Source organism: Rathayibacter sp. CAU 1779, from assembly GCF_054551755.1.
Genome location: NZ_JBTOLK010000001.1, coordinates 2149950 through 2169955, shown reverse-complemented (window position 1 = coordinate 2169955; position 20006 = coordinate 2149950). Strand labels below are relative to the sequence as shown.

Below are 20006 nucleotides of genomic sequence, written 5' to 3'. Positions count from 1 at the left end.
CGTCAGGCGATGGCCCTTGCGGCCTTCTCGCGCGCCGCTGACTTCGCCTGGCGCGCCTTGCGGTTGAGCAGCCGACGCTGACGTGGGTCGAACGCATCGCGCAGTCCGTCGCCGATGAAGTTGATCGTCAGCGCGATGACAACGATGAACGAGCCCGTCCACCAGAACAGCCACGGACGCGTGTTGAACGAGTTCTGGTACAGGCCCATCAGGCTTCCCAGAGACACGTCAGGCGACTGGACCCCGAGGCCCAGGTAGCTCAGCGCAGCCTCGAGCAGGATCGCAGCGGCCATGGTCAGCGTCGCCGAGACGATGATCACGCCGGCCGCGTTCGGCAGGATGTGCTTGAACATGATGCGCCCGCTCGACGCGCCCGCGACCTTGGCCGCATCGACGAACTCACGCTCGCGCAGCGCCAGCACCTCGCCACGCACGAGTCGGGCGAGCGATGTCCAGAGAAGCAGTCCGAGGATCAACGCGAACACGAAGGATCCGGCGCCCACCGCGTAGTGACCGACGATCGCGGCCAGCAGGATCAGCGGAACGATGATCACCATGTCCGTGAAGCGCATCAGCAGTGAGTCGACCCAGCCGCCGAAGTAACCTGCGGCGGCACCGAGCACGGCACCGATCGTCGTCGACACGGCACCGATCACCACGATGATCATGAAGGTCTGCTGGATGCCACGCATCACTTCCGCGAACACGTCGCGGCCGACCTCGTCCTGCCCGAACGGGTGATCGCCGAGGCTGAAGGGCCACAGTGTGAGCGTCGGATGCGTGTTGTTCACGATCGGGTTGATCTCGGCCCACGTGTACTTCCACCAGCCGTGGATGTGCAGTCCGAGCGCGTCCAGCCCCACTGAGCTGAAGGCCAGGATCACGACCAGCAGCAGGATCACGAGGGAGATCATCGCGCCCTTGTGGCGGATGAAGCGGCGGAAGATGATCCGCCCTTGGCTGAGCCCCTCGACCTCCTTCATCTCGATCGCGTTCTCGGAGTGCTCGAGGCCGGGGAGATCGAGCTCACGCTCGACATCGTCACCGCTGGGCAGAGTCGAGTCGCCACGCGAGTGCGGCGGCTCGTGAAGGGCCTTGGATTCTTCAGATTCGGTCATGCGGAAACTCGGATTCGTGGGTCGAGGGAGGAGTAGACGACGTCGGCGAGCGCGTTGAACACGATCGTCGCGATGCCTACCACGAGGAAGACGCCCATCACCACGTTGACGTCGGTGATATTGATGGCTCCCTGGAACAGCGCCCCCATTCCCTGCCAGTTGAAGACCGTCTCTGTCACGACCGCGCCACCGACCAGCGCGCCGAAATCGAGCGTGACGATCGTGACGATCGGGATCAGGGCATTGCGGAACGCGTGACGCACGACGACGGTGCGCTCGGTCAGGCCCTTCGATCGCGCGGTGCGGATGTAGTCCTGGTTCATCACGTCGAGCATGCTCGCGCGCGCGTACCGGCTGTACGCGGCCAGCGACGCGAGCATGAGTGCCAGCGTCGGCAGAAGCAAGTGCGTGAAGTGGTCGATACCGGTGATCCAGAAGTCACCGGAGAGACCAGGAGTGATCGAACCGATGGTCGCGATCGGTCGGCCATTCGCCGACGAGCTGTTCGCGTAGACGTTCCACGCTTGCATATATCGGTCGAGTGCCGTCACCGCAGCCATCAGGAAGGCCGTGATCGCCGCCGTGCGAGCGGACGCCCAGCGGTCGTGTCCGCCATAGAGCCAGCCCACCAGGAGGCCGACGCCGACGGCGACGACGGCGAGCAGGATGAACAACCAGATGCTCATGTACGGGAACAGGTACTGCAGCGGGTAGTACAGCGCGGCACCGATCGCGACGACGGTCAGCGAGGAGTACAGGGACTTGCGATTCTCGAGTCCCGTTGACACCGCTGTCACCAGGAACGCGAATCCGACACTGAGGAGCGTCACCACCACGATGCCCAGCCCCGGATCGTCGAACCATCTCGTCGCTGAGATGAATGCGAGAACCGCTGCGGTCGCAACCGTGGCGATGCCGAAGACGATGAGTCTTCGCTTCGCATTGCCACCGATGATCCCGAGCCAGACGACCCCGGACACAAGGGAGAGCACCGCTATCACGACCGGCCCGATCACCGGGTTGGCCAAGAAGTTGTTGAAGCCGATCGCGACGTACTGCTTGAGCATGACCGCGAGCCAGAAGATCGGCAGCGAGAAGAACAGGAAGGAGAGGAACGTCGCACCGTAGTCGTACGCGGTGTACTGGCGCAGCGCCGTCGTGATGCCGATGAGCACACCGAAGATGACGGCGACCACAGAGGCCGTCGTGACCAACTGCAGAGTCGCCCACATTGCGGAGCCGAGCTCATCGGTGACCGGCTGGCCGTTGATGGCGTAGCCGAGGGAGAAGTGCCCGACGAATCCCTGCAGGATGCCGCCGAGCCAGATGAAGTACCGCAGGAACGGTGTCACGTCGAGGTGGAGCAGCTGCACGCGTTGTTCGATGAGCATCTCTTTGTTCTTCGCGTGCGTCTGCAGGAGATCTTGCAGAGGGTTGCCCGAAAAACAGGTGAGCACATAGACGATGTATGAAGCGACGGCCAACACCACCAACGAGGCGAAGAACCTCCTGGTGAGGAATGCGACCATGGACAGGCCTTTCTTGGTCAGTCGGCACGCGGGCGCGCGGTAGCGCGCTCGGTGCGTGCCGGTCATCCAAAACGTACTCCGACCAGCCTGGATGGTCACCGTGCGGGCTCGGCTTTCACTGGGGTCCCCAGCGCCGAATGCTCGCGAATGGGGCGCCGAAGCAGGTTGTCTGCCTCGGCGCCCCTGTTCTCGATGACCTCAGACGGTCAGCGGACGAGAACTTACTTCGAGGATGTGGACTTGGAGGAGTGCTCCGAGGTCCAGTCGAAGTAGTTCCAGAACACCGTCACGTTGATCGGGTTGTCCTTCACGTTGGCGACCTTGTCGGACCACGCGGTGACATCCGGGAACTGGAAGATCGTCACGCCGGGTGCATCCGCCCAGGTGTTCTTGTCGATCTCCGCGAGGATCTTGTTGTTGTCAGCCGCGGAGCCGGTGCTCGTCTCGAGCTTCTTCCACAGTGCGTCGGAGTCCGTGTTGGAGTAGCCCTGGTAGTTGGACTGTCCACCGGTCTGGAACGCCGCCTGGTTGCCCGTGTAGGCCAGGCTCGTGAACTGCCACGCGAAGATCGACGCGTCGTAGGATCCGTTACCCAGGTTGGTGAAGAAGTCCTCACCGGGGCTGCCTGCATCCTGCACCGTGATACCGGCCTGAGCCGCCGAGTCGCGGATCAGCGCGAACTCGCTGGTACGACGCGGGTTGTCGTTCGGGTAGGCGAACTTGACGGTCAGGTTGGAGACGCCGGCCTTGGCCAGCAGGTCCTTGGCACCCTGGATGTCGACCTTGTCGTAGGCGCTGGCACCATTGGCCGCAACCGACTCGTCGTAGCCGTCGGCACCCGGCAGGAAGAACTGCGAGTTGTCGAGCGTGGCGTTCGGGTTGAGCGGCTTGATCAGCTTGTCGACGATCTCCTGGCGCGGGATCGTCTTCAGGAAGGCCTGACGAACCTCGAGGGCCTTCGCGGCGTCTCCGCCGTAGGTCTTCGGGTCGAACGGACCGCCGTTGTCCATCGTCAGGTCGACGTGCTCGTAGCTGGACTCCGAGGTGTTGGTCACCTTGACGCCGGACAGCTTGTTCAGCGCCTGAACCGTGTCGGTGGTGGCCTGACCGGAGATGATGTCGACCTCACCGTTCTGGAGCGCCTGCACCTGAGCGGTCTGGTCCGGGATGAAGCGCACCGTGAGGGTGTCGACCTTCGGGATCGGGCCGGCGCTGTAGTCGGGGTTGCGCGTCAGGGTGATGTACTGGTTCTTCACGAAAGAGCTCACCTGGTAGGGACCGTCGCTGACGAGCAGCTTCTTGTCGCTCGGCATGCTCGTGACGTTCCACTTGGTGCTCCACGCCTTGGCGAGAGCAGTGATGGTCTTCGTGTCGCCGTCCTGGATCGCCTTGATGACGGCCTTGTCGGCGTCAGCGTTGGAGATTTTCTTGTTCGGGAAGGCCTCCTGGTACACGATGTGCGCCGGAAGGGTCGGCGACAGGAGGGAGACCTCCCAGTCGACATAGGGCTTCGCGAACGTCGTGATGACCGTCTTGTCATCCTTGACGGTCGGAACCTTCTCGATGTTGTCGAGGCCGGTGCCGGCGTTGACGTTGTTGAAGTTCGCGCCGCTCTTGGCGTTGTTGTACTTGCTGATGCTCGACGCCCACTGCAGAAGGATGTCGGCCGCGTTCACCGGGTCGCCGTCGCTCCACTTGGCGTTGTCGCTCAGCGTGTACTTGATGGTCAGCGGGCTGCTCGACGTCTTCTCGTAGGTGCCGAACTTGGTGTTCTTCACCAGCTTGGGCGTGGCGTCGTAGTAGTTGAAGCCGAAACCGCCACCGGTCAGGTAGGCGATGTTCGAGTTGTACGTGCTGTACTGATTCGAGATGAGATTGTTCAGCGTCGTCACGGCCGAGTTCTGAGCGATCGACAGCGATGTCTTCTCGCTGAGCTCACTCTGCTTGGGTGCCGAGCACCCCGCGAGGACGACGCCGGCGGCAGCCACTGCTGCCAAGGCGACGACTGCTCGTCTGAGTTTCACTTTTCCTCCTGTGGGGGTTTTCGCACACGACGACCCAACGCGATCGCGGCGCGAGAGATAGAAGAAAGATAAACATCCGTCCCTCAGCGGGCAAACCGGCAGCACAAACTGTTACAGGCTAGAAACCATCGCAACGGATTGTTGCGCGACAGCGGCGATCAGCGCAGGAATCTCTCGCTATCTGCAACATCTGAGCAATCTTGAGTGATGCTCATTCTTGGCTCGAACCGGCGGGCCCGGGCCGACGTCTGCGCGGGCTTCCGGAGCCGTGCCGGACGAGGTCGCGTGGGAGGATGTCAGCCATGGCAGAGGGGGCGGCAGACACCGCGAAACCACGGGCATCCTTCCCGCTCGAGGCCGTCGTTCCTCGCGGGCAGCGCGCCCGGCTGTGGTGGGAAGTGGCGATCGTTCTCGGCCTGTCGCTCGGACAGTCGGCCGTGTACTCGATCCTCACGATCGTGCAGCGGCTGGCAGCGCCCACACCGCTGAAAGATCAGAGCGCCGAGGTCAACCAGTCCCAGTCGCCGACCCCATGGCTGGACTTCACGTACCAGGCGCTCGACATCCTCTTCGCGCTGATGGCCGTCGCCCTGGTCATCTACCTTCTGTGGCGCCCCCAGCAGACAGGGTTCAGACGCATCGGCCTGGACTGGTCGAGACCGTGGCGCGACCTGGGCGGCGGCGCACTCCTGTTCGCGGTGATCGGGGTGCCCGGGCTCGGGTTTTACGCCTTGAGCCGGGTGTTCGGCATCACCGTCTCGGTCGGTACGTGGCCGGATCCGTCGTACTGGTGGACCGCCGGGATGCTCGTGCTCACCGCCGTGCGCGCCGCGCTGCAAGAAGAAGTCATCATGATCGGCTACCTCTTCACCCGGCTCAAGCAACTGGGCTGGAACTCGTGGTGGATGATCGTCGGATCCGCCCTCGTGCGCGGCAGCTATCACCTCTACCAGGGCATCGGACCGTTCTTCGGCAACGCCGTGATGGGCGTCGTCTTCGGCTGGTGCTATCGACGGTGGGGACGTACCGCACCGCTCGTGGTGGCGCACAGCCTGCTCGACATCGTGTCGTTCGTCGGATACCCGCTCGCCGTCGCGCTCTGGCCAGGGGTGTTCGGACAGCCGAAGTCCTGACGCTGCTCCCGCCGCTCCCCAACGGTCACCACATTCTCGGGAGTGCGGAGTGCGCTCCCCTTCCGCGAGGGTGTCCGTTTCTCCGCCCGAAAGTGCGTGTCTCTGTTCGCGGAGGTGCCCGTTTCTGCTTACGTGTGTGCACCGTCCAGCGGCGAAACGGGCACCCTCAGGAGGGAAAACGGGCACGCTCGGGAGGAGAAACGGGCACCCTCAGGAGGAGAAACGGGCACCCTCAGGAGGAGAAACGGGCACCCTCGGGCGGAGAAACGGGCACCCTCGGGCGGAGAAACGGGCACGCTCAGGGGGAGAAAGGGGCACGCCGGCGGACGGGCGGGCCATCGCGCGGCTTGAGCTAGGCGAACGCTTCAGGCGGCGGGCACGCGCAGAACAGGTTGCGGTCGCCCCACGCCTGGTCGATCCGGCGCACCGGCGGCCAGTACTTGGTCCGCACCAGAGACGGGACCGGATACACCGCCTGCTCGCGCGTGTAGGGATGCGTCCACTCCCCCACGACGGACTCCGCGGTGTGCGGTGCGCCGCGCAGCGGGTTGTCCTCGGCGGGATACGTGCCGGCACCGACGGCATCCGCTTCGGCCTTGATCGAGATCATCGCCTCGACGAACCTGTCGAGCTCGGCGATGTCCTCGCTCTCCGTCGGCTCGACCATGAGCGTGCCCGCGACGGGGAAGCTCATGGTCGGCGCGTGGAATCCGTAGTCGATGAGGCGCTTGGCGACATCGTCGACCGTGACGCCCGTTGCGTCGGTGAGCGGGCGGATGTCGAGGATGCACTCGTGCGCCACGAGCCCCCGCTCTCCCGCATAGAGCACCGGGTAGTGATCGCGAAGGCGAGCGGCGATGTAGTTGGCGGAGACGACTGCGGCACCCGTGGCATCCGCGAGTCCTTGCGCGCCCATCATCCGCACGTACGCCCACGAGATCGGCAGGATGCTCGGACTCCCGTACGGCGCGGCCGACACGGGGGCTCCGTGGTGGGCGTATCCCACGTGGTCGTTCGACTGCATGAGCGGATGCCCTGGCAGGAAAGGCGCGAGGTGCGCCTTCGCGGCGACAGGTCCGACGCCGGGACCGCCGCCGCCGTGCGGGATGCAGAACGTCTTGTGCAGGTTGAGGTGCGAGACGTCGCCGCCGAAGTCGCCGAAGCGTGCGAATCCGAGCACGGCGTTGAGGTTCGCGCCGTCGATGTAGACCTGTCCGCCGGCCTCGTGCACGGCGTCGATGACCGCGACCACGTCGTGTTCGTACACGCCGTGGGTGGACGGATAGGTGATCATCAGGGCGGCGAGCTCTGCCGCGTGCTCGGCCACCTTGGCGCGGAGGTCGTCCAGGTCGACGTTGCCGGAGGCATCCGTCGCCACCACGACGACGCGCATGCCGGCCAGCACCGCTGAGGCGGCGTTCGTGCCGTGCGCCGATTGCGGGATGAGGCAGACGGTGCGATGGGTGTCCCCGTTGTTGTCGTGGTATCCGCGGATGGCGAGCAGACCGGCGAGCTCTCCCTGGCTGCCGGCGTTCGGCTGCAGGGAGACCGTGTCATAGCCGGTGAGCTCGGCCAGCCATGTCTCGAGCTGGGCGATCAGGTCGAGGTAGCCCGCGGCATCCGTCGCCGGTGCGAACGGGTGCAGCTGGGCGAACTCGGGCCACGTGATCGCGGCCATCTCGGTTGCCGCATTGAGCTTCATGGTGCAGGAGCCGAGCGGGATCATGCCACGGTCGAGCGCGTAGTCGCGGTCGGCGAGGAGCTTGAGGTAGCGCATCATCGCCGTCTCCGAGTGGTACGAGGAGAAGACCGGATGCGTGAGGTAATCGCTCGTGCGGGCGAGGGCTTCCGGGAAGCGGCGGATGCCGTCCCGCCCGATCGCAGACGACCCGCCGTTCTCATTCGGGTGCTCGTCGGGGCCGTCCGCTTCGAGCGGATGACCGGTTGCGGCTCCCCCCGTCGCCAGATCCGCGATGAGCGTGAGCGTCGCGACATCGCCGTTGGCCTCGTCCAGGCTGAACGACAGTGTCGTGTCGTCGACGATGAGCGCGAGGATGCCCGCACCGTGGAGTTCGGCGGCGCGAGCATCCGCGTCATCGACGTGCACCCGGATGGTGTCGAAGTACGAGTCGCTGAGCACCTGTGCGCCCCGCTGGTTGAGCAGGTCGGCGAGGAGCGCGGCATCCGCGTGCACGTTCTGGGCGATCGCCCGGATGCCGCGCGGACCGTGATACACGGCGTACATCGAGGCCATGACGGCCAGGAGAACCTGGGCCGTGCAGATGTTGCTCGTGGCCTTCTCACGGCGGATGTGCTGCTCGCGCGTCTGCAACGTGAGACGGTAGGCGGGCTTGCCTGCGGCATCCTGACTGACGCCGACGAGGCGGCCGGGCATCTGGCGCTCGAGGCCCTTGCGCACGGCCATGTAGCCGGCGTGCGGACCGCCGAAACCCATCGGAACGCCGAAGCGCTGCGTGGTGCCGACCGCGATGTCGGCGCCGAGCTCGCCTGGGGCCTTGAGGAGTGCGAGTGCCAGCAGGTCGGCCGCGACGACGGCAAGCCCGCCGGCCGCGTGCACGGCATCGATCACCGCGGACGGGTCCCAGACGCGACCAGAGGCCGACGGGTACTGGATGAAGGCGCCGAAGGCGTCGGGGAGGCCGAGGAGGCCGTTCGACCCTTCGACGCCATCTGGGCGCCGCTCGCCTTTCTCGTTCAGGGAGCTGAGGTCAAGCTCGACGAGTTCGATACCCACTGCTGCCGCCCGGCCGCGCACGATCGCCAGGGTCTGCGGGAACACATCCTTGTCGATGAGGAAGACGTTGGACTTCGCGCGGGAGGCGCGACGAGCGAGCAGCATCCCCTCGGCGACAGCCGTTCCCTCGTCGAGCATCGAGGCGTTCGCGATGTCGAGTCCGGTGAAGTCGCAGACCAGCTGCTGGAAGTTGATCAGGGCCTCGAGACGGCCCTGCGAGATCTCCGGCTGGTACGGCGTGTAGGCCGTGTACCAGCTCGGGTTCTCCAGCACATTGCGCTGGATGACCGCAGGCGTCAGCGTGCCGTAGTACCCCTGTCCGAGGAACGACGTGTGCACGGCGTTGCGGGAGGCGAGCGAGCGCAGCTCGGCGAGCGCAGCTCGTTCGCTCACGCCTTCGATCGGCAGTGTGCGGCCGGGGAGGTCGACATCCGCGGGAAGCTGGATGCCCTTCGGCACGGCGGTGCGCACGAGCTCGTCGACCGAGTCGAAGCCGAGCGTACGCAGCATGAGGGCCGTCGCATCCGCGTCAGGTCCGATGTGGCGGTCGGCGAAGGTGGAGCGCAGGCCTGCCGCCGGGTGGCCGTCCGTGCTCGGGATACCGGTGGTGTCGGTCCTGTCCGTGGCCGTGCTCACGCGCTCTCCCCGGTCAGTGCATCGTAGGCGGCGGCATCCAGGAGGTCTTCGAGGCGGGCTGCATCGGCCACCCGCACCTTGATGAGCCAGCCATCGCCGAACGGGTCGGAGTTGACGAGCTCCGGCGAGTCGACGACCGCGTCGTTGATCTCCAGCACCTCACCGGTGACGGGGGCGAAGAGCTCTCCAACCGACTTCGTCGACTCGATCTCACCGACGATGGCACCTTCCGCGGTGTCGCTGCCGACCTGCGGGAGATCGACATAGACGACGTCGCCGAGCTTCTCGGCGGCGTACTCGGTGATGCCGACCGTTGCGGTGTCGCCGTCGACGATCACCCATTCGTGCTCGGCGGTGTAGCGGCGATCGGTGGGGACGGCCATGTCAGTTCTTCTTTCTCGAGTAGAAGGGCAGTTCGGTGACGGTGAACGGGATGCGCGTTCCGCGCACATCCACATCGAGTTGCGTGCCGACCGCGGCGAGCGCCGGATCGACGTAAGCGAGGGCGATCGGATGTCCAAGGGTCGGCGACAGCGCCCCGGACGTGATCTCGCCGACGGCCGCCTCGTCACTGCTGCGGGCGTACAGCCGGTAGCCGGCCCGCGCAGCTCGCTTGCCGTCACCGGCGAGGCCGACCAGCACATGGGCATCCTCCGACGCACCCCGCTCGATCGCCTCGCGCCCTATGAAGTCGCCGGGCTTCGCGAGCGCGACGACCCGGCCGAGTCCCGCCTGCGACGGGAACGTGCGCGTCGAGAGCTCGTGGCCGTACAGCGGCATGCCCGCCTCGAGGCGGAGGGTGTCGCGGCTGGCGAGCCCCGCAGGCACGAGGCCAGCGCCGGCTCCCGTCTCCAGCAGGGCGTCCCACAGGGCTCGGGCGTTGTCGGGCGCGACGTAGAGCTCGAAGCCGTCTTCGCCCGTGTATCCCGTGCGGGCGATGAGCACGGGGTGATCCTGGAACGTTCCGGACAGGGCGCGGTAGTACTTCAGCGCCGCGAGCGCGTTCTCGATGTCGGGATCCTCGCGGTCTTCCGGCAGGTCGGTGCCCGCCTCGATGCCGAGTTCCTCGACGTTCTGGAGGATCTCGAGCGATCGCGGGCCCTGGATCGCGATCAGCGCGATGTCGTTCGACTCGTCGTAGACATCCGCCTGGAAGGATGCCGCGCGCTGCACGAGCGCGTCGGCGACCGTCTGCCGGTTGGCCGCGTTGGCGACGACGAGGAAGCGGTCGACGCCCGTTCGGTACACGACCAGGTCATCGAGGATGCCGCCCGATTCGTCGAGCAGCAGGGAGTACTTCGCCTGACCCTGCTCGAGCGCCGAGAGCCTGCCGGCGAGGGCGTAGTCGAGCGCGTCGGCCGCCTGCGGGCCGAGGACGACGATCTCGCCCATGTGCGACAGGTCGAAGAGGCCGGCCGCCGTACGCACGGCGTGGTGTTCGGCGAGGTCGCTGGAGTAGCGGACCGGCATCTGCCAGCCGGCGAAGTCCGTGAAGCTCGCGCCGGCGGCGACGTGAGCGTCGTTCAGCGGCGAGAGCCGTTCGACGTGCACGGACGGCGCGGGCCGATCCGTGCTGCCGGATGACGACGGAACCTGGGCCATGAGTTCTCCGATCTGTCTCGCGAGGCTGCATCCGTGAGGCGAATGCAGACCCGTCGAGAGACGACACACCGTTGGTGTGCTGGGAACTCCCCCTCTGTCATTCGGCCTGAGAGATTCGCCCCGGACGTGGCCGGGACTTTCACCGTGGGCGAGACCGCGCCGGCGATGCCCGAGCGATCTGCTCTCCAGAGCGGCCAGCTCGATGCGGTAGGGGTACCTGAGAGATTGTCGGGGAGGATTGCTCCTTCGGTGTCCGCCCGGATCTCCCGGCGGACTCTCCCGCATCGACCGTGTGGCCCGATGTTCTGTTGTGCGTTCAGCCTATCGTGCGCGGTCAGTCACACGCACGGCACGGCGCCCCGGCGTCGCTGCGCCGGCAGACCCACGTCTCGTCGATGGTGGGCCTGCCGGCGCTGGTCCCTTCGTCCTAGGCGGGCACGAAGCCGAAGAAGACTTCGTAGCTGTAGCCGCCATCGTGGGTGATTCGACCCGTGGAGGCCTTGTAGCCGATTCCCTGTTGCCACTGGTTCTGATCACGGGCGCTCTTGACGATCATCTCCTTCGGGGAGAAGGCGACTTCCGCGTGGCCAGCGTTGTCGTCCTGAAGGTTGAGCAGTTTCCCGACACCGGTGGCGATGGCGCCGGAAACCTTCGGCACGAACGGCAGCAGGGCGGCGAACACCAGCCCGACATACGGGATCTTCGACACGTACGGCCCGGCATCCTTCGCCGCCTCGTCGATCGCATTCTTGATCGATGGCTCGTACTGATCGGGATTCCCGAAGTCGTTCTCCCACATCGTCGTCGTGACGACGAGCCCTCCCGGCTTGCCGCGGTACAGCTCGAGAAGGTCCGGCCTGGATTCGCCGGTGTCGACATCGTCGTAAATGCGGGTATGGACGGTGCTGGTGCTGTCCGGTGCGACGACGCCGAAGATGGCATACGGCTCATCGGAATCCGACGACTGGTCATGATCCGATTCATGCCAGCAGATCATGCCCGTGTAGTGCAGGACGACCTCGTGGAGATCGATCGCGCCGGTGTCGGGCCACCAATAGATCTGGCCGCCCTGGAACTGATTCATCCGACCGCCGTCGAAGTCGATCTCGTCGGTCAACGGGTAGCCGAGATAGGACCGTTCCCAGCCGATCGAGCTCCAGCGGTCACGGATCGCACCGTACACGACGTGGGCGCCGGTGGCCGGAGTCCAGTAGATCGAGCCGCCCTGGAAGTGCTGGAAACGGCCGACGCCGTCCGGGCATCCGCTCTCCTCGCCGACAGGAAAGGCGAGAACGGAGGTTGTTCCGCCGAAGGACAGATACTTCTTGAGTATTTCGCCGTAGACCTCGAAACGCCCCGACGGGGACTCGAACTCGCGGCCCCCGTGCGGTCCCGCGTCTTTCAGCGGTGGCACCCTGACGGGGAACTTGATCACTTTCACAGGTGTTCCCGCCAGGCGGGAGAGATTCACATCAGTCATGCCATCAGTGCACAACGCACTCGTCGGCATGGCATACGTAGTCGACTACTCGTTTTCCGGCGGCGGGATCCTGCGGGAAGCACCGTCCAGGATCGAGGCGAGCGCTCGACGATCCGACAAGTCGAGCTTCTGGCATGCCCGGTACACGTGGCCCTCGACCGTTCTCACGGAGACACCCAGCACCCGAGCGATCTCCTTGTTGCCCATGCCGGCCGCCACGTGCCGCGCGACCTCGTGCTCGCGAGTGGTCAGAACGTCCATCTGCACCACCCGTACGAACGGGCTGGTGGGCGGGATCGTGTATTCGGCGCACAGGCCCTGCAGACGGACTTCCGCCAGCAGCCGGGCACCGGGTTCTTCGCCGCGTCGCTGAGCTATGGCGAACGCCCGCGATTCCGCCTGGGCGGCGAGCAGTCCCGCTTCCATCGTCGCGAAACGCTGCGACGCCTCCCTGAGCGTCCTCGGTTCACGCGTCCGCGATCCCTCGACGAACGAGACCATCGCAACACCGATCTCTGTCGTTGGCTCCAACAGCGAGGTCAGCCGACCAACGTCGACATTCCCGCCGAACCGCGCGGTGTCGCACAGAACGCTCAGGAGAAAGAGTCCGGTCGCTCCTCGGTCGGCCGCCTGTCGGGACAGCCGCACAAGGTCGAGCGCGTCTGACACCCGACCTGCCGCAAAGGCGAGGTGCGCTTCGGCGAGCACGAGCACGGGCTCGAAAACCCGCACGCAATCGCCGAAGCGTGCCTTCGCCTCGACCATCAGGTCACGAGCATCGTGGGACTCGCCACGCGCGGCAGAGACGAACACGCCCAGCGTCGCTGCGAGGCAGGCCCAGCCGCGTGGGCCGTCGGACTCGAGAAGGTTCCATGCCGCCGCCGCATGTCCCCTGGCCGAATCCAGGCGGCCGCGCGTGAGGTCCACGATTCCGTCGAGAAGCTCGCAGAGGCCGCCTGTCACCGATTCGCCGAGACCGAATGCGCGGAGCTCGTCGCAGATCAGCTCCGCATCCCGGAATCTGCCTTCGCTGCACAATGCGCACACTCCCGCCAGGCCGAGAAGCCATTGCTGTATGCCCGCGGCGCATCGGCGCGCAGCATCGAGACCGCGTCGGACGAGGGGCTCCACCTCCGCGGCGACGCCATGGCCCCCGCGTACGGCGCGAGCGAAGGCCGCCGCGGACAGCGCCCACACGGCGGTGAAGTCATCGTGCTCGAGTCGTAGGGCATCCATGGCGTCAGACTCGGCTCGCGCAAGGTCGCCGTCGAAGCAGCGCATGCAGGACCGTGCTGCCAGCAGTCGGGAATGTGCCTGCTCCGAGAGATCGGAGAACGGGATCTCATCAAGAACCCGATGCGCCGCTTCGGTCTCGTTGCATGCCCAATAGAGATTCGCCGCCCGGCTCGCAGCCACGAAGGCGAGCAGATCGGCGTCGACCTCTGACTCGACGAGATCGAGATGGATCCGCTCGGATTCCACGCCACGCCCCTGGGCACTGATCGCGGCCGCCAAGGTCAGCCCCGTCATGAACCGGGAACTCTGAGTGGTACTCCTCATCGCGGCTCGTGCCAGGCGTTCAGCCAACCCGACTGCGCTCAGAGAGAGCGCCAATTGCGCTGTGCTCACGTAATCGATGTCGATCGAGCCGTCGCCGGATTCCATTGCAAGGCGTGCTGCGACGAGCATCTCGGCCGCCCCTGGGACCCCCGCTGCCAGAATCAGACGAGCGGCCTCGGCGGACCGTCGCGCTGCACGCAAAGGATCGAGCCCGGCACGGATGACGTCGGCAAGGAGCGGAGGGGAGAGCGCGACGGAGAGGCGCCCGTCCGGGCCGGTGGATGCGATGACCGCCCGGTCCATGCATTCCTCGAGCGCGTTCGTGAGTTCCTCGTCGACGAGCGGAAGAGGCAGCTGGCCGGCGACCGCGAGCAGTTCCACGAGTCGAAGTGCCGCGCTCGAGATGCCATGCAGCGGCGTCGTGACCATGAGCCGCACGTAGTCGTCGCCGATCACGTCGTCCTCTAGCCTCGGTGCCCACACCCACGTGCTGTGCAGCTTTCGAAGCAGCCCGGTGGTCACGGCGTGGTCGAGGAGCGCTCCGGCGAGGGCCCCACGGCCCTCAGTACTCCGCCACAGCACGTGAGCGACATGAGGAGCCAGTGGCGCGCCACCCAGCATCTCCTCCGCGGCGAGGGCCAACTCGATCTCGTTCAAAGGCCGAAGGCGTTCGAGCTGAATCTGTCCTGCGGAAACGTGACGCAGCATCCGGAGAGGCAGCCGATCGAGGTCCTGAACGGCGATCACCAGCGAGTGACCGCCGAGCACGACGGCGTCCCAGAGGACCTCGAGTGACAGGTGGTCGGCGTCGTCCGCGTCATCGACGATGAACATGGTCGCAGGCCGTGACGCGAGGGTCGTGCGCACGGCTGAGAGCATCCCTACGGGGCTGGCGGCCGCGCTGACCGGAACGATGGTCGAGGCGAGAGCGAGCGGAATATCGCGGTTCACGAGGTTGCCGGTCAACCCGACGACGGACATGACGGCCTCTGTCCGTTCCTGGATCAGCCGTAGACCGCTCGTCTTCCCCGTGCCAGGGTCTCCCACGAGCACGACACGAACCGCGCTCCCCTGGGCGCGCGGAACGAAGTCGTCCCACCCCTCGGACATCCGACGCCCGAACAGTGCTGTGTGCACGAACAGACTCTACGGACGCGGAACGAACCAGACCAGTCTTGTTCGTGTGGATGATCGTCTTCTAGTCATACTGACTCATACTGCTATGATCTCTCTAAGTCTCAATGACCTTTAGAGCGAGGAATCGTGACCGAGAGTAGTCGAACCGACGACCTCCGTGTTCCTGCGCAGGACACCGCGTCAGCGAATACACCGCGTGCCGACCTGCAGCTCGCCGTGTCCACGGTGATCTTCGCGCTGCGCACGGACGACAGGTTCGGAGCCCAGGGTGCGGCACCGACGCTGTGGCTACCGCTCGTGCGGCGCATCCGCGAGCCGTTCGAGGGGCGCTGGGCGCTGCCGGGCGGACCGTTGCGGACGACCGAAGGTCTGGCGGATGCCGCACGTCGCACGCTCGGCGAGACAACCGGTCTCGCCCCGCGGTACCTGGAGCAGCTGTACGCGTTCGGCGACGTCGACCGCACAGCGTCGGGTGAACCGGGGGCCGCGCGGGTGGTCTCGATCGTGTACTGGGCGCTCGTGGGATCCGAGGAGGCTGCGCGGGCGACCGTCGGCCAGAACGTGCGCTGGTTCCCCGCGGATGAGCTCCCCGCTCTCGCGTTCGACCACAACCTCATCGTCGAGTACGCCCTCTGGCGGCTCCGCAACAAGATGGAGTACTCGCGGATCGCGCACGCGATCCTCGGCGAGACGTTCACCCTCGCCCAGCTGCGCGAGGTTCACGAAGCGGTGCGCGGGAAGCGCCTCGATCCGGCGAACTTCCGGCGCGCGATGGAGGCATCCGACGCACTCGTCGACACGGGCGAACGCGTGACCGGCACTCGGCACAGGCCGCCCAAACTGTACCGCTACGACACGTCCGTCGGGCTCGTCGACACCGGGCCGCTGCCGCATCCGTGACCCGGAAAGCCACTCATGACCCTTCGACCTGCTCCGCTCACTCAGGGAGCCGACTTCTCTCTCCGATCCTTGGACGCCCCGCTCGCTCAGAGAGCTCGGCACGAACTAGCAGTTAGGCAGCGAATATGACCCTCACCGCCTCGGTCGACCGTACGATCCAGCTCATCGCCGCAGGAGACGAATCCGGCGAGCTCTGTGCGACGGACCTCGTCGACGCGCCGTGGACCTTCGACCTCGGGATGCCCGGGTATGGACCCGGCGCGTCGATGGCGGATCCGATCCCGGCGGACTCGCCCCGGCAGGGCGAACTGCCGCAGGAGTACCGCGACGCGTCGGCTGCGGAGCTGGCCGAGCGCATCCGGTCCGCGAAGGAGACCCTCGGGGACCGCGTAATGGTGCTCGGACACTTCTACCAGCGCGACGAGGTCGTGCAGTACGCCGACTTCGTCGGGGACTCGTTCCAGCTCGCGAACGCGGCCAAGGCGCATCCGGAAGCCGAGGCGATCGTGTTCTGCGGGGTGCACTTCATGGCGGAGACGGCCGACATCCTCACCTCACGCGAGCAGAGCGTGATCCTGCCGAACCTCGCCGCCGGATGCTCGATGGCCGACATGGCCGACATCGACTCGGTCGAGGAGGCGTGGGAGCAGCTCATGGCGCTGTACGCGGGCGAGGCGGATGCCGACGGCGTGGCATCCGTCATCCCGGTCACGTACATGAACTCCTCGGCAGCGCTCAAGGCGTTCTGCGGTCGGCACGGCGGGATCGTGTGCACGTCGTCGAACGCGTCGACGGTGTTGCGGTGGGCGTTCGAGCGCGGCAAGCGCGTGCTGTTCTTCCCCGATCAGCACCTCGGACGCAACACCGCGAAGGCGATGGGGATCCCGGTCGAGCTCATGCCGATGTGGAACCCGGCCAAGAGCCTCGGCGGCAACGACGCGCAAGCGCTGACGGACGCGAAGGTGATCCTCTGGCAGGGGTTCTGCTCGGTGCACAAGCGGTTCACCGTCGCCCAGATCGAGCAGGCGCGAGCACAGCACCCCGGCGTGCGGGTGATCGTGCACCCGGAGTGCCCGATGGAGACCGTCGACGCGGCTGACGAGTACGGCTCGACGGACTACATCGTCAAGGCCATCCAGGCAGCACCGGCGGGGTCGACGTTCGCGATCGGCACCGAGATCAACCTGGTGCAGCGGCTGGCGGCCGAGTATCCGCAGCACACGATCTTCTGCCTCGACTCGGTCGTGTGCCCGTGCTCGACGATGTACCGCATCCACCCGGGCTATGTGGCGTGGGTGCTCGAGTCCTTCGCGCGCGGCGAGGTCGTCAACCAGGTGCGCGTGAGCGACGCTGTCGCCTCCGACGCCCGAGTGGCACTGGTACGGATGCTCGCCGCACGCCCCGATACGACCATGGCGGCGTGACATGAGCGTCGCGACGCTTCCTGGTGGCCCCGACGCATTCGTTCGCCGCCCGGATGCCGCACCCCGCGTCCTCCTCGTCGGCAGCGGGATCGCCGGCCTCACCGCCGCGCTGCGGCTCTCCGCGATCGCTGAGGTCACGCTGCTCACAAAGGGCGGGCTCGAGGAGAGCAACACGCTCTACGCGCAGGGCGGCATCGCCGCCGCGCTCTTCGACGACGACAGCCCTGAGCTGCACGTCGCCGACACGCTCGCCGCCGGCGCCGGCCTGGGTGACGCTGAGGCGGTGCGGATCCTGTGCACAGAGGGTCCGGAGCGCGTGCGCGAGTTGCTCCGGTTCGGGGTTCCGTTCGATCGTGAGAACGGACGGCTCGCGCGCGGTCTCGAGGCGGCGCATTCACGGTCCAGGGTGCTGCACGCGGGCGGCGACGCGACCGGACGCGCGATCGAGGTGACACTGGCGACGCGGGTGCGGGCATCCGGAATCCGCATCGTCCAGCACGCAATGCTGACGGACCTGGTCGTCGACGACGGTCGGGTGATCGGAGCGCGCACGCTCGATGCCGACGGCCGGCGCAGCACGATCGCAGCGGAGGCCGTCGTGCTCGCCACCGGCGGGGCCGGACGGCTCTTCTCCCACACGACCAATCCGGCCGTCGCGACCGGTGACGGCGTCGCCGCCGCGTGGCGCGCGGGCGCCGAGCTGGCGGACCTCGAGTTCTACCAGTTCCATCCGACGGCTCTGGCCGTGCCGGGCGGCACCCTCGTGTCGGAAGCCGTACGCGGTGAGGGAGCCGTGCTGCGGGATGCCGAGGGAGTGCGCTTCATGGAGCGCGTGCATCCGCTCGCGGAGCTCGCCCCTCGCGACGTCGTGGCGCGCGGGATCGCCCGGCGGATGGCGGCCCAGGACGGTGCTCCCGTGTTCCTGGATGCGACGCGCCTCGGCCGTGCGTTCCTCGCTCGGCGCTTCCCCACGATCCAGGCCGCGTGCGACGCCGCGGGGTTCGACTGGGCGAGCGAGCCCGTGCCCGTGACGCCTGCTGCCCACTACTGGATGGGCGGAGTGCGGACGGATGCCTGGGGCCGGGCGAGCCTGCCCGGCCTGTACGCGATCGGTGAGGCCGCGTGCACGGGCGCGCAGGGGGCCAACAGGCTCGCGTCCAACTCGCTCCTGGAGGGGCTCGTGTTCGCGGCGCGCGCCACGGAGGCGATCGGCGCAGCCGATCTTCCGGTGTCGCCGCTCGTCGACGCGAGCGAGATCGCATCGACGTCGCATCGCCCCGGAACGGACGACGCATCCCGCGCCGCGGCCGGCGGACCATCCGCCGGCGAGCGCATCGATCGTGCCGCCGACGAACGGCGCGACACCGGCGACCTCGTCCGCGAGCTGCTCTGGGAGGGCGCAGGCGTCGAGCGGGACGGCGACGGGCTGCGTGCGGCAGCATTCGTGCTGGAACGCCTGGGCGCCCGCGCCGATGGCGAGGGGAACGGATCCCCGCGTTCCATCGCCGAGCAGGAGAACAGCAACCTCGTCTCGCTCGGTGCTCTACTCGTGCGATCGGCGATGAGCCGCGAGGAATCCCGCGGCGCTCACTTCCGCAGCGACTTCCCCGAGACCTCGGGGACCCCTGAACACACCATCGTCACCAACCGGTTCGGCGAGCCGGTGCTGTGGAGGTCGTCCCGCCTCGCCGGCGCGGGTTCTGGGACGACCGATCGCGACCACACGACATCCGCCCGAGAGGGCCTCATCCGAGAGGTGGTCGCCACGTGCTGACCCGACAGATCATCGACCGCGTCGTGAACACGGCCCTCGACGAGGACGCGCCGTGGGGCGATGTCACCAGCGAGCTGTTCATTCCGGCGGACGCGGCGGCATCCGCTCGTCTTGTCGCCCGCGAGCCCGGTGTGTTCTCCGGCGGAGAGGTCCTCGTGCGCACGATGCGGGCCGTGGATGAACGCATCGCCGTGAGCCTTCTCGTCGCCGACGGAGAACGCTTCGCGAAGGGACAGACGCTCGCGGTCATCGCGGGGCCGGCACGGGGCATCCTGCGCGGCGAACGGGTCGCGCTGAACCTCGTGCAGCGCATGAGCGGCATCGCCACGCTCACCTCGCGCTACGTCGAGCTGGCGGCCGGAACGCATGCCCGCATCGTCGACACCCGCAAGACCACGCCGGGCCTGCGCGCACTCGAGCGCCACGCCGTGGTCTGCGGCGGCGGACGCAACCACCGCAACTCGCTCTCGGATGCCGTCATGGCCAAGGACAACCACCTCGCCGTGCTCACAGCAGACGGGCGCTCGGTGACGGATGCCATCCGGGCCGTGCGCGCACAGCTCGGCCACACCACGCACCTCGAGGTCGAGGTGGACCGGATGGACCAGATCGAGCCCGTGCTCGCAGGCGACGTCGACACGATCATGCTCGACAACTTCACGGCCGACGAGTTGCGCGAGGGCGTCGCTCTCGTGAACGGACGCGCGATCGTGGAGGCGAGCGGCAACGTCAACCTCGACACCGTTGCCGCGATCGCCGCGACCGGCGTCGACGTCATCTCCGTTGGCGCGCTGACGCACAGCGTGCGCTCGCTCGACCTCGGGCTCGATGTCGACATCGACGCCGAAGCCGACGTTGACGACAACGACAACGACGCCGCTGACGGCAGTCCGACCCGGATCGGCCTTCTCAGCGACGACGAAGAGGAGTAGCG

At 66.9% G+C, this 20006-nt stretch carries 13 protein-coding genes and 2 riboswitches; of the genes, 5 read left to right on the top strand and 8 right to left on the bottom strand.

The features are described from left to right. Nucleotides 1-2: 2 nt before the first annotated feature. The 3 genes from ACX9R5_RS09925 to ACX9R5_RS09915 all read right to left on the bottom strand — a co-directional run bounded on the left by ACX9R5_RS09925 (nt 3) and on the right by ACX9R5_RS09915 (nt 4671). Nucleotides 3-1118: an ABC transporter permease gene (locus ACX9R5_RS09925; RefSeq protein ID WP_459408813.1), complete on the bottom strand. Its 1116-nt coding sequence runs from the start codon at nt 1116-1118 to the stop codon at nt 3-5. Continuing rightward, nucleotides 1115-2647, bottom strand: a complete 1533-nt coding sequence (locus tag ACX9R5_RS09920) for an ABC transporter permease (RefSeq protein ID WP_459408812.1) — start codon at nt 2645-2647, stop codon at nt 1115-1117. Before ACX9R5_RS09920 ends, ACX9R5_RS09925 begins: the two co-directional genes overlap by 4 nt. Nucleotides 2648-2868: 221 nt before the next feature. Continuing rightward, nucleotides 2869-4671 (bottom strand): ABC transporter family substrate-binding protein, encoded by a 1803-nt coding sequence (locus ACX9R5_RS09915; protein WP_459408811.1) that lies wholly within the window; start codon nt 4669-4671, stop codon nt 2869-2871. A 293-nt stretch (nt 4672-4964) separates the two neighbouring features. On the opposite strand from ACX9R5_RS09915, the gene ACX9R5_RS09910 reads away from it, so the two are divergent. Beyond that, the gene (locus tag ACX9R5_RS09910) at nt 4965-5804 is read left to right on the top strand and encodes a CPBP family intramembrane glutamic endopeptidase (RefSeq protein WP_459408810.1); all 840 of its coding nucleotides are present in this window, start codon (nt 4965-4967) and stop codon (nt 5802-5804) included. 352 nt (nt 5805-6156) lie between these two features. Here ACX9R5_RS09910 and gcvP read toward each other — a convergent pair whose 3' ends face one another. The 5 genes from gcvP to ACX9R5_RS09885 all read right to left on the bottom strand — a co-directional run bounded on the left by gcvP (nt 6157) and on the right by ACX9R5_RS09885 (nt 14974). After that, nucleotides 6157-9069, bottom strand: a complete 2913-nt coding sequence (gene gcvP / locus ACX9R5_RS09905; RefSeq protein WP_459409066.1) for an aminomethyl-transferring glycine dehydrogenase — start codon at nt 9067-9069, stop codon at nt 6157-6159. 122 nt (nt 9070-9191) lie between these two features. Next, on the bottom strand, nt 9192-9578 hold the full coding sequence (gcvH, locus tag ACX9R5_RS09900; RefSeq protein ID WP_459408809.1) for a glycine cleavage system protein GcvH: 387 nt from the start codon (nt 9576-9578) through the stop codon (nt 9192-9194). 1 nt (nt 9579) lies between these two features. After that, nucleotides 9580-10797 (bottom strand): glycine cleavage system aminomethyltransferase GcvT, encoded by a 1218-nt coding sequence (gene gcvT, locus ACX9R5_RS09895; protein WP_459408808.1) that lies wholly within the window; start codon nt 10795-10797, stop codon nt 9580-9582. Nucleotides 10798-10884: 87 nt separating this feature from the next. Then, nucleotides 10885-10991, bottom strand: a riboswitch (glycine riboswitch). Between the two features lies 1 nt (nt 10992). Continuing rightward, a riboswitch (glycine riboswitch) is annotated at nt 10993-11089 on the bottom strand. Nucleotides 11090-11224: 135 nt separating this feature from the next. Further along, nucleotides 11225-12277 (bottom strand): LGFP repeat-containing protein, encoded by a 1053-nt coding sequence (locus tag ACX9R5_RS09890; protein ID WP_459408807.1) that lies wholly within the window; start codon nt 12275-12277, stop codon nt 11225-11227. A 45-nt stretch (nt 12278-12322) separates the two neighbouring features. After that, a complete protein-coding gene (locus ACX9R5_RS09885) occupies nt 12323-14974 on the bottom strand; it encodes a helix-turn-helix transcriptional regulator (protein WP_459408806.1) in 2652 nt (883 codons plus the stop codon). Nucleotides 14975-15178: 204 nt separating this feature from the next. Between ACX9R5_RS09885 and ACX9R5_RS09880 the strand changes: the two genes are divergently transcribed. From ACX9R5_RS09880 to nadC, 4 genes are all read left to right on the top strand, one after another. Further along, complete coding sequence (locus ACX9R5_RS09880) at nt 15179-15874, top strand: NUDIX hydrolase (RefSeq protein WP_459409065.1); 696 nt, start codon at nt 15179-15181, stop codon at nt 15872-15874. Nucleotides 15875-15999: 125 nt separating this feature from the next. Continuing rightward, the gene (gene nadA / locus ACX9R5_RS09875; RefSeq protein ID WP_459408805.1) at nt 16000-17298 is read left to right on the top strand and encodes a quinolinate synthase NadA; all 1299 of its coding nucleotides are present in this window, start codon (nt 16000-16002) and stop codon (nt 17296-17298) included. A gap of 1 nt (nt 17299) precedes the next feature. Beyond that, the gene (gene nadB, locus ACX9R5_RS09870; RefSeq protein ID WP_459408804.1) at nt 17300-19072 is read left to right on the top strand and encodes an L-aspartate oxidase; all 1773 of its coding nucleotides are present in this window, start codon (nt 17300-17302) and stop codon (nt 19070-19072) included. Then, nucleotides 19066-20004, top strand: a complete 939-nt coding sequence (gene nadC / locus ACX9R5_RS09865) for a carboxylating nicotinate-nucleotide diphosphorylase (RefSeq protein WP_459408803.1) — start codon at nt 19066-19068, stop codon at nt 20002-20004. Before nadB ends, nadC begins: the two co-directional genes overlap by 7 nt. Nucleotides 20005-20006: the final 2 nt, after the last annotated feature.

Coding starts and splice junctions, on each gene's coding strand:
- gcvT (WP_459408808.1), bottom strand. CDS start 10,797: ATGGCCCAGGTTCCGTCGTCATCCGGCAGCACGGATCGGCCCGCGCCG.
- gcvP (WP_459409066.1), bottom strand. CDS start 9,069: ATGCTGCGTACGCTCGGCTTCGACTCGGTCGACGAGCTCGTGCGCACC.
- ACX9R5_RS09920 (WP_459408812.1), bottom strand. CDS start 2,647: ATGGTCGCATTCCTCACCAGGAGGTTCTTCGCCTCGTTGGTGGTGTTG.
- nadB (WP_459408804.1), top strand. CDS start 17,300: ATGAGCGTCGCGACGCTTCCTGGTGGCCCCGACGCATTCGTTCGCCGC.
- ACX9R5_RS09890 (WP_459408807.1), bottom strand. CDS start 12,277: ATGACTGATGTGAATCTCTCCCGCCTGGCGGGAACACCTGTGAAAGTG.
- nadA (WP_459408805.1), top strand. CDS start 16,000: ATGACCCTCACCGCCTCGGTCGACCGTACGATCCAGCTCATCGCCGCA.
- ACX9R5_RS09925 (WP_459408813.1), bottom strand. CDS start 1,118: ATGACCGAATCTGAAGAATCCAAGGCCCTTCACGAGCCGCCGCACTCG.
- gcvH (WP_459408809.1), bottom strand. CDS start 9,578: ATGGCCGTCCCCACCGATCGCCGCTACACCGCCGAGCACGAATGGGTG.
- ACX9R5_RS09910 (WP_459408810.1), top strand. CDS start 4,965: ATGTCAGCCATGGCAGAGGGGGCGGCAGACACCGCGAAACCACGGGCA.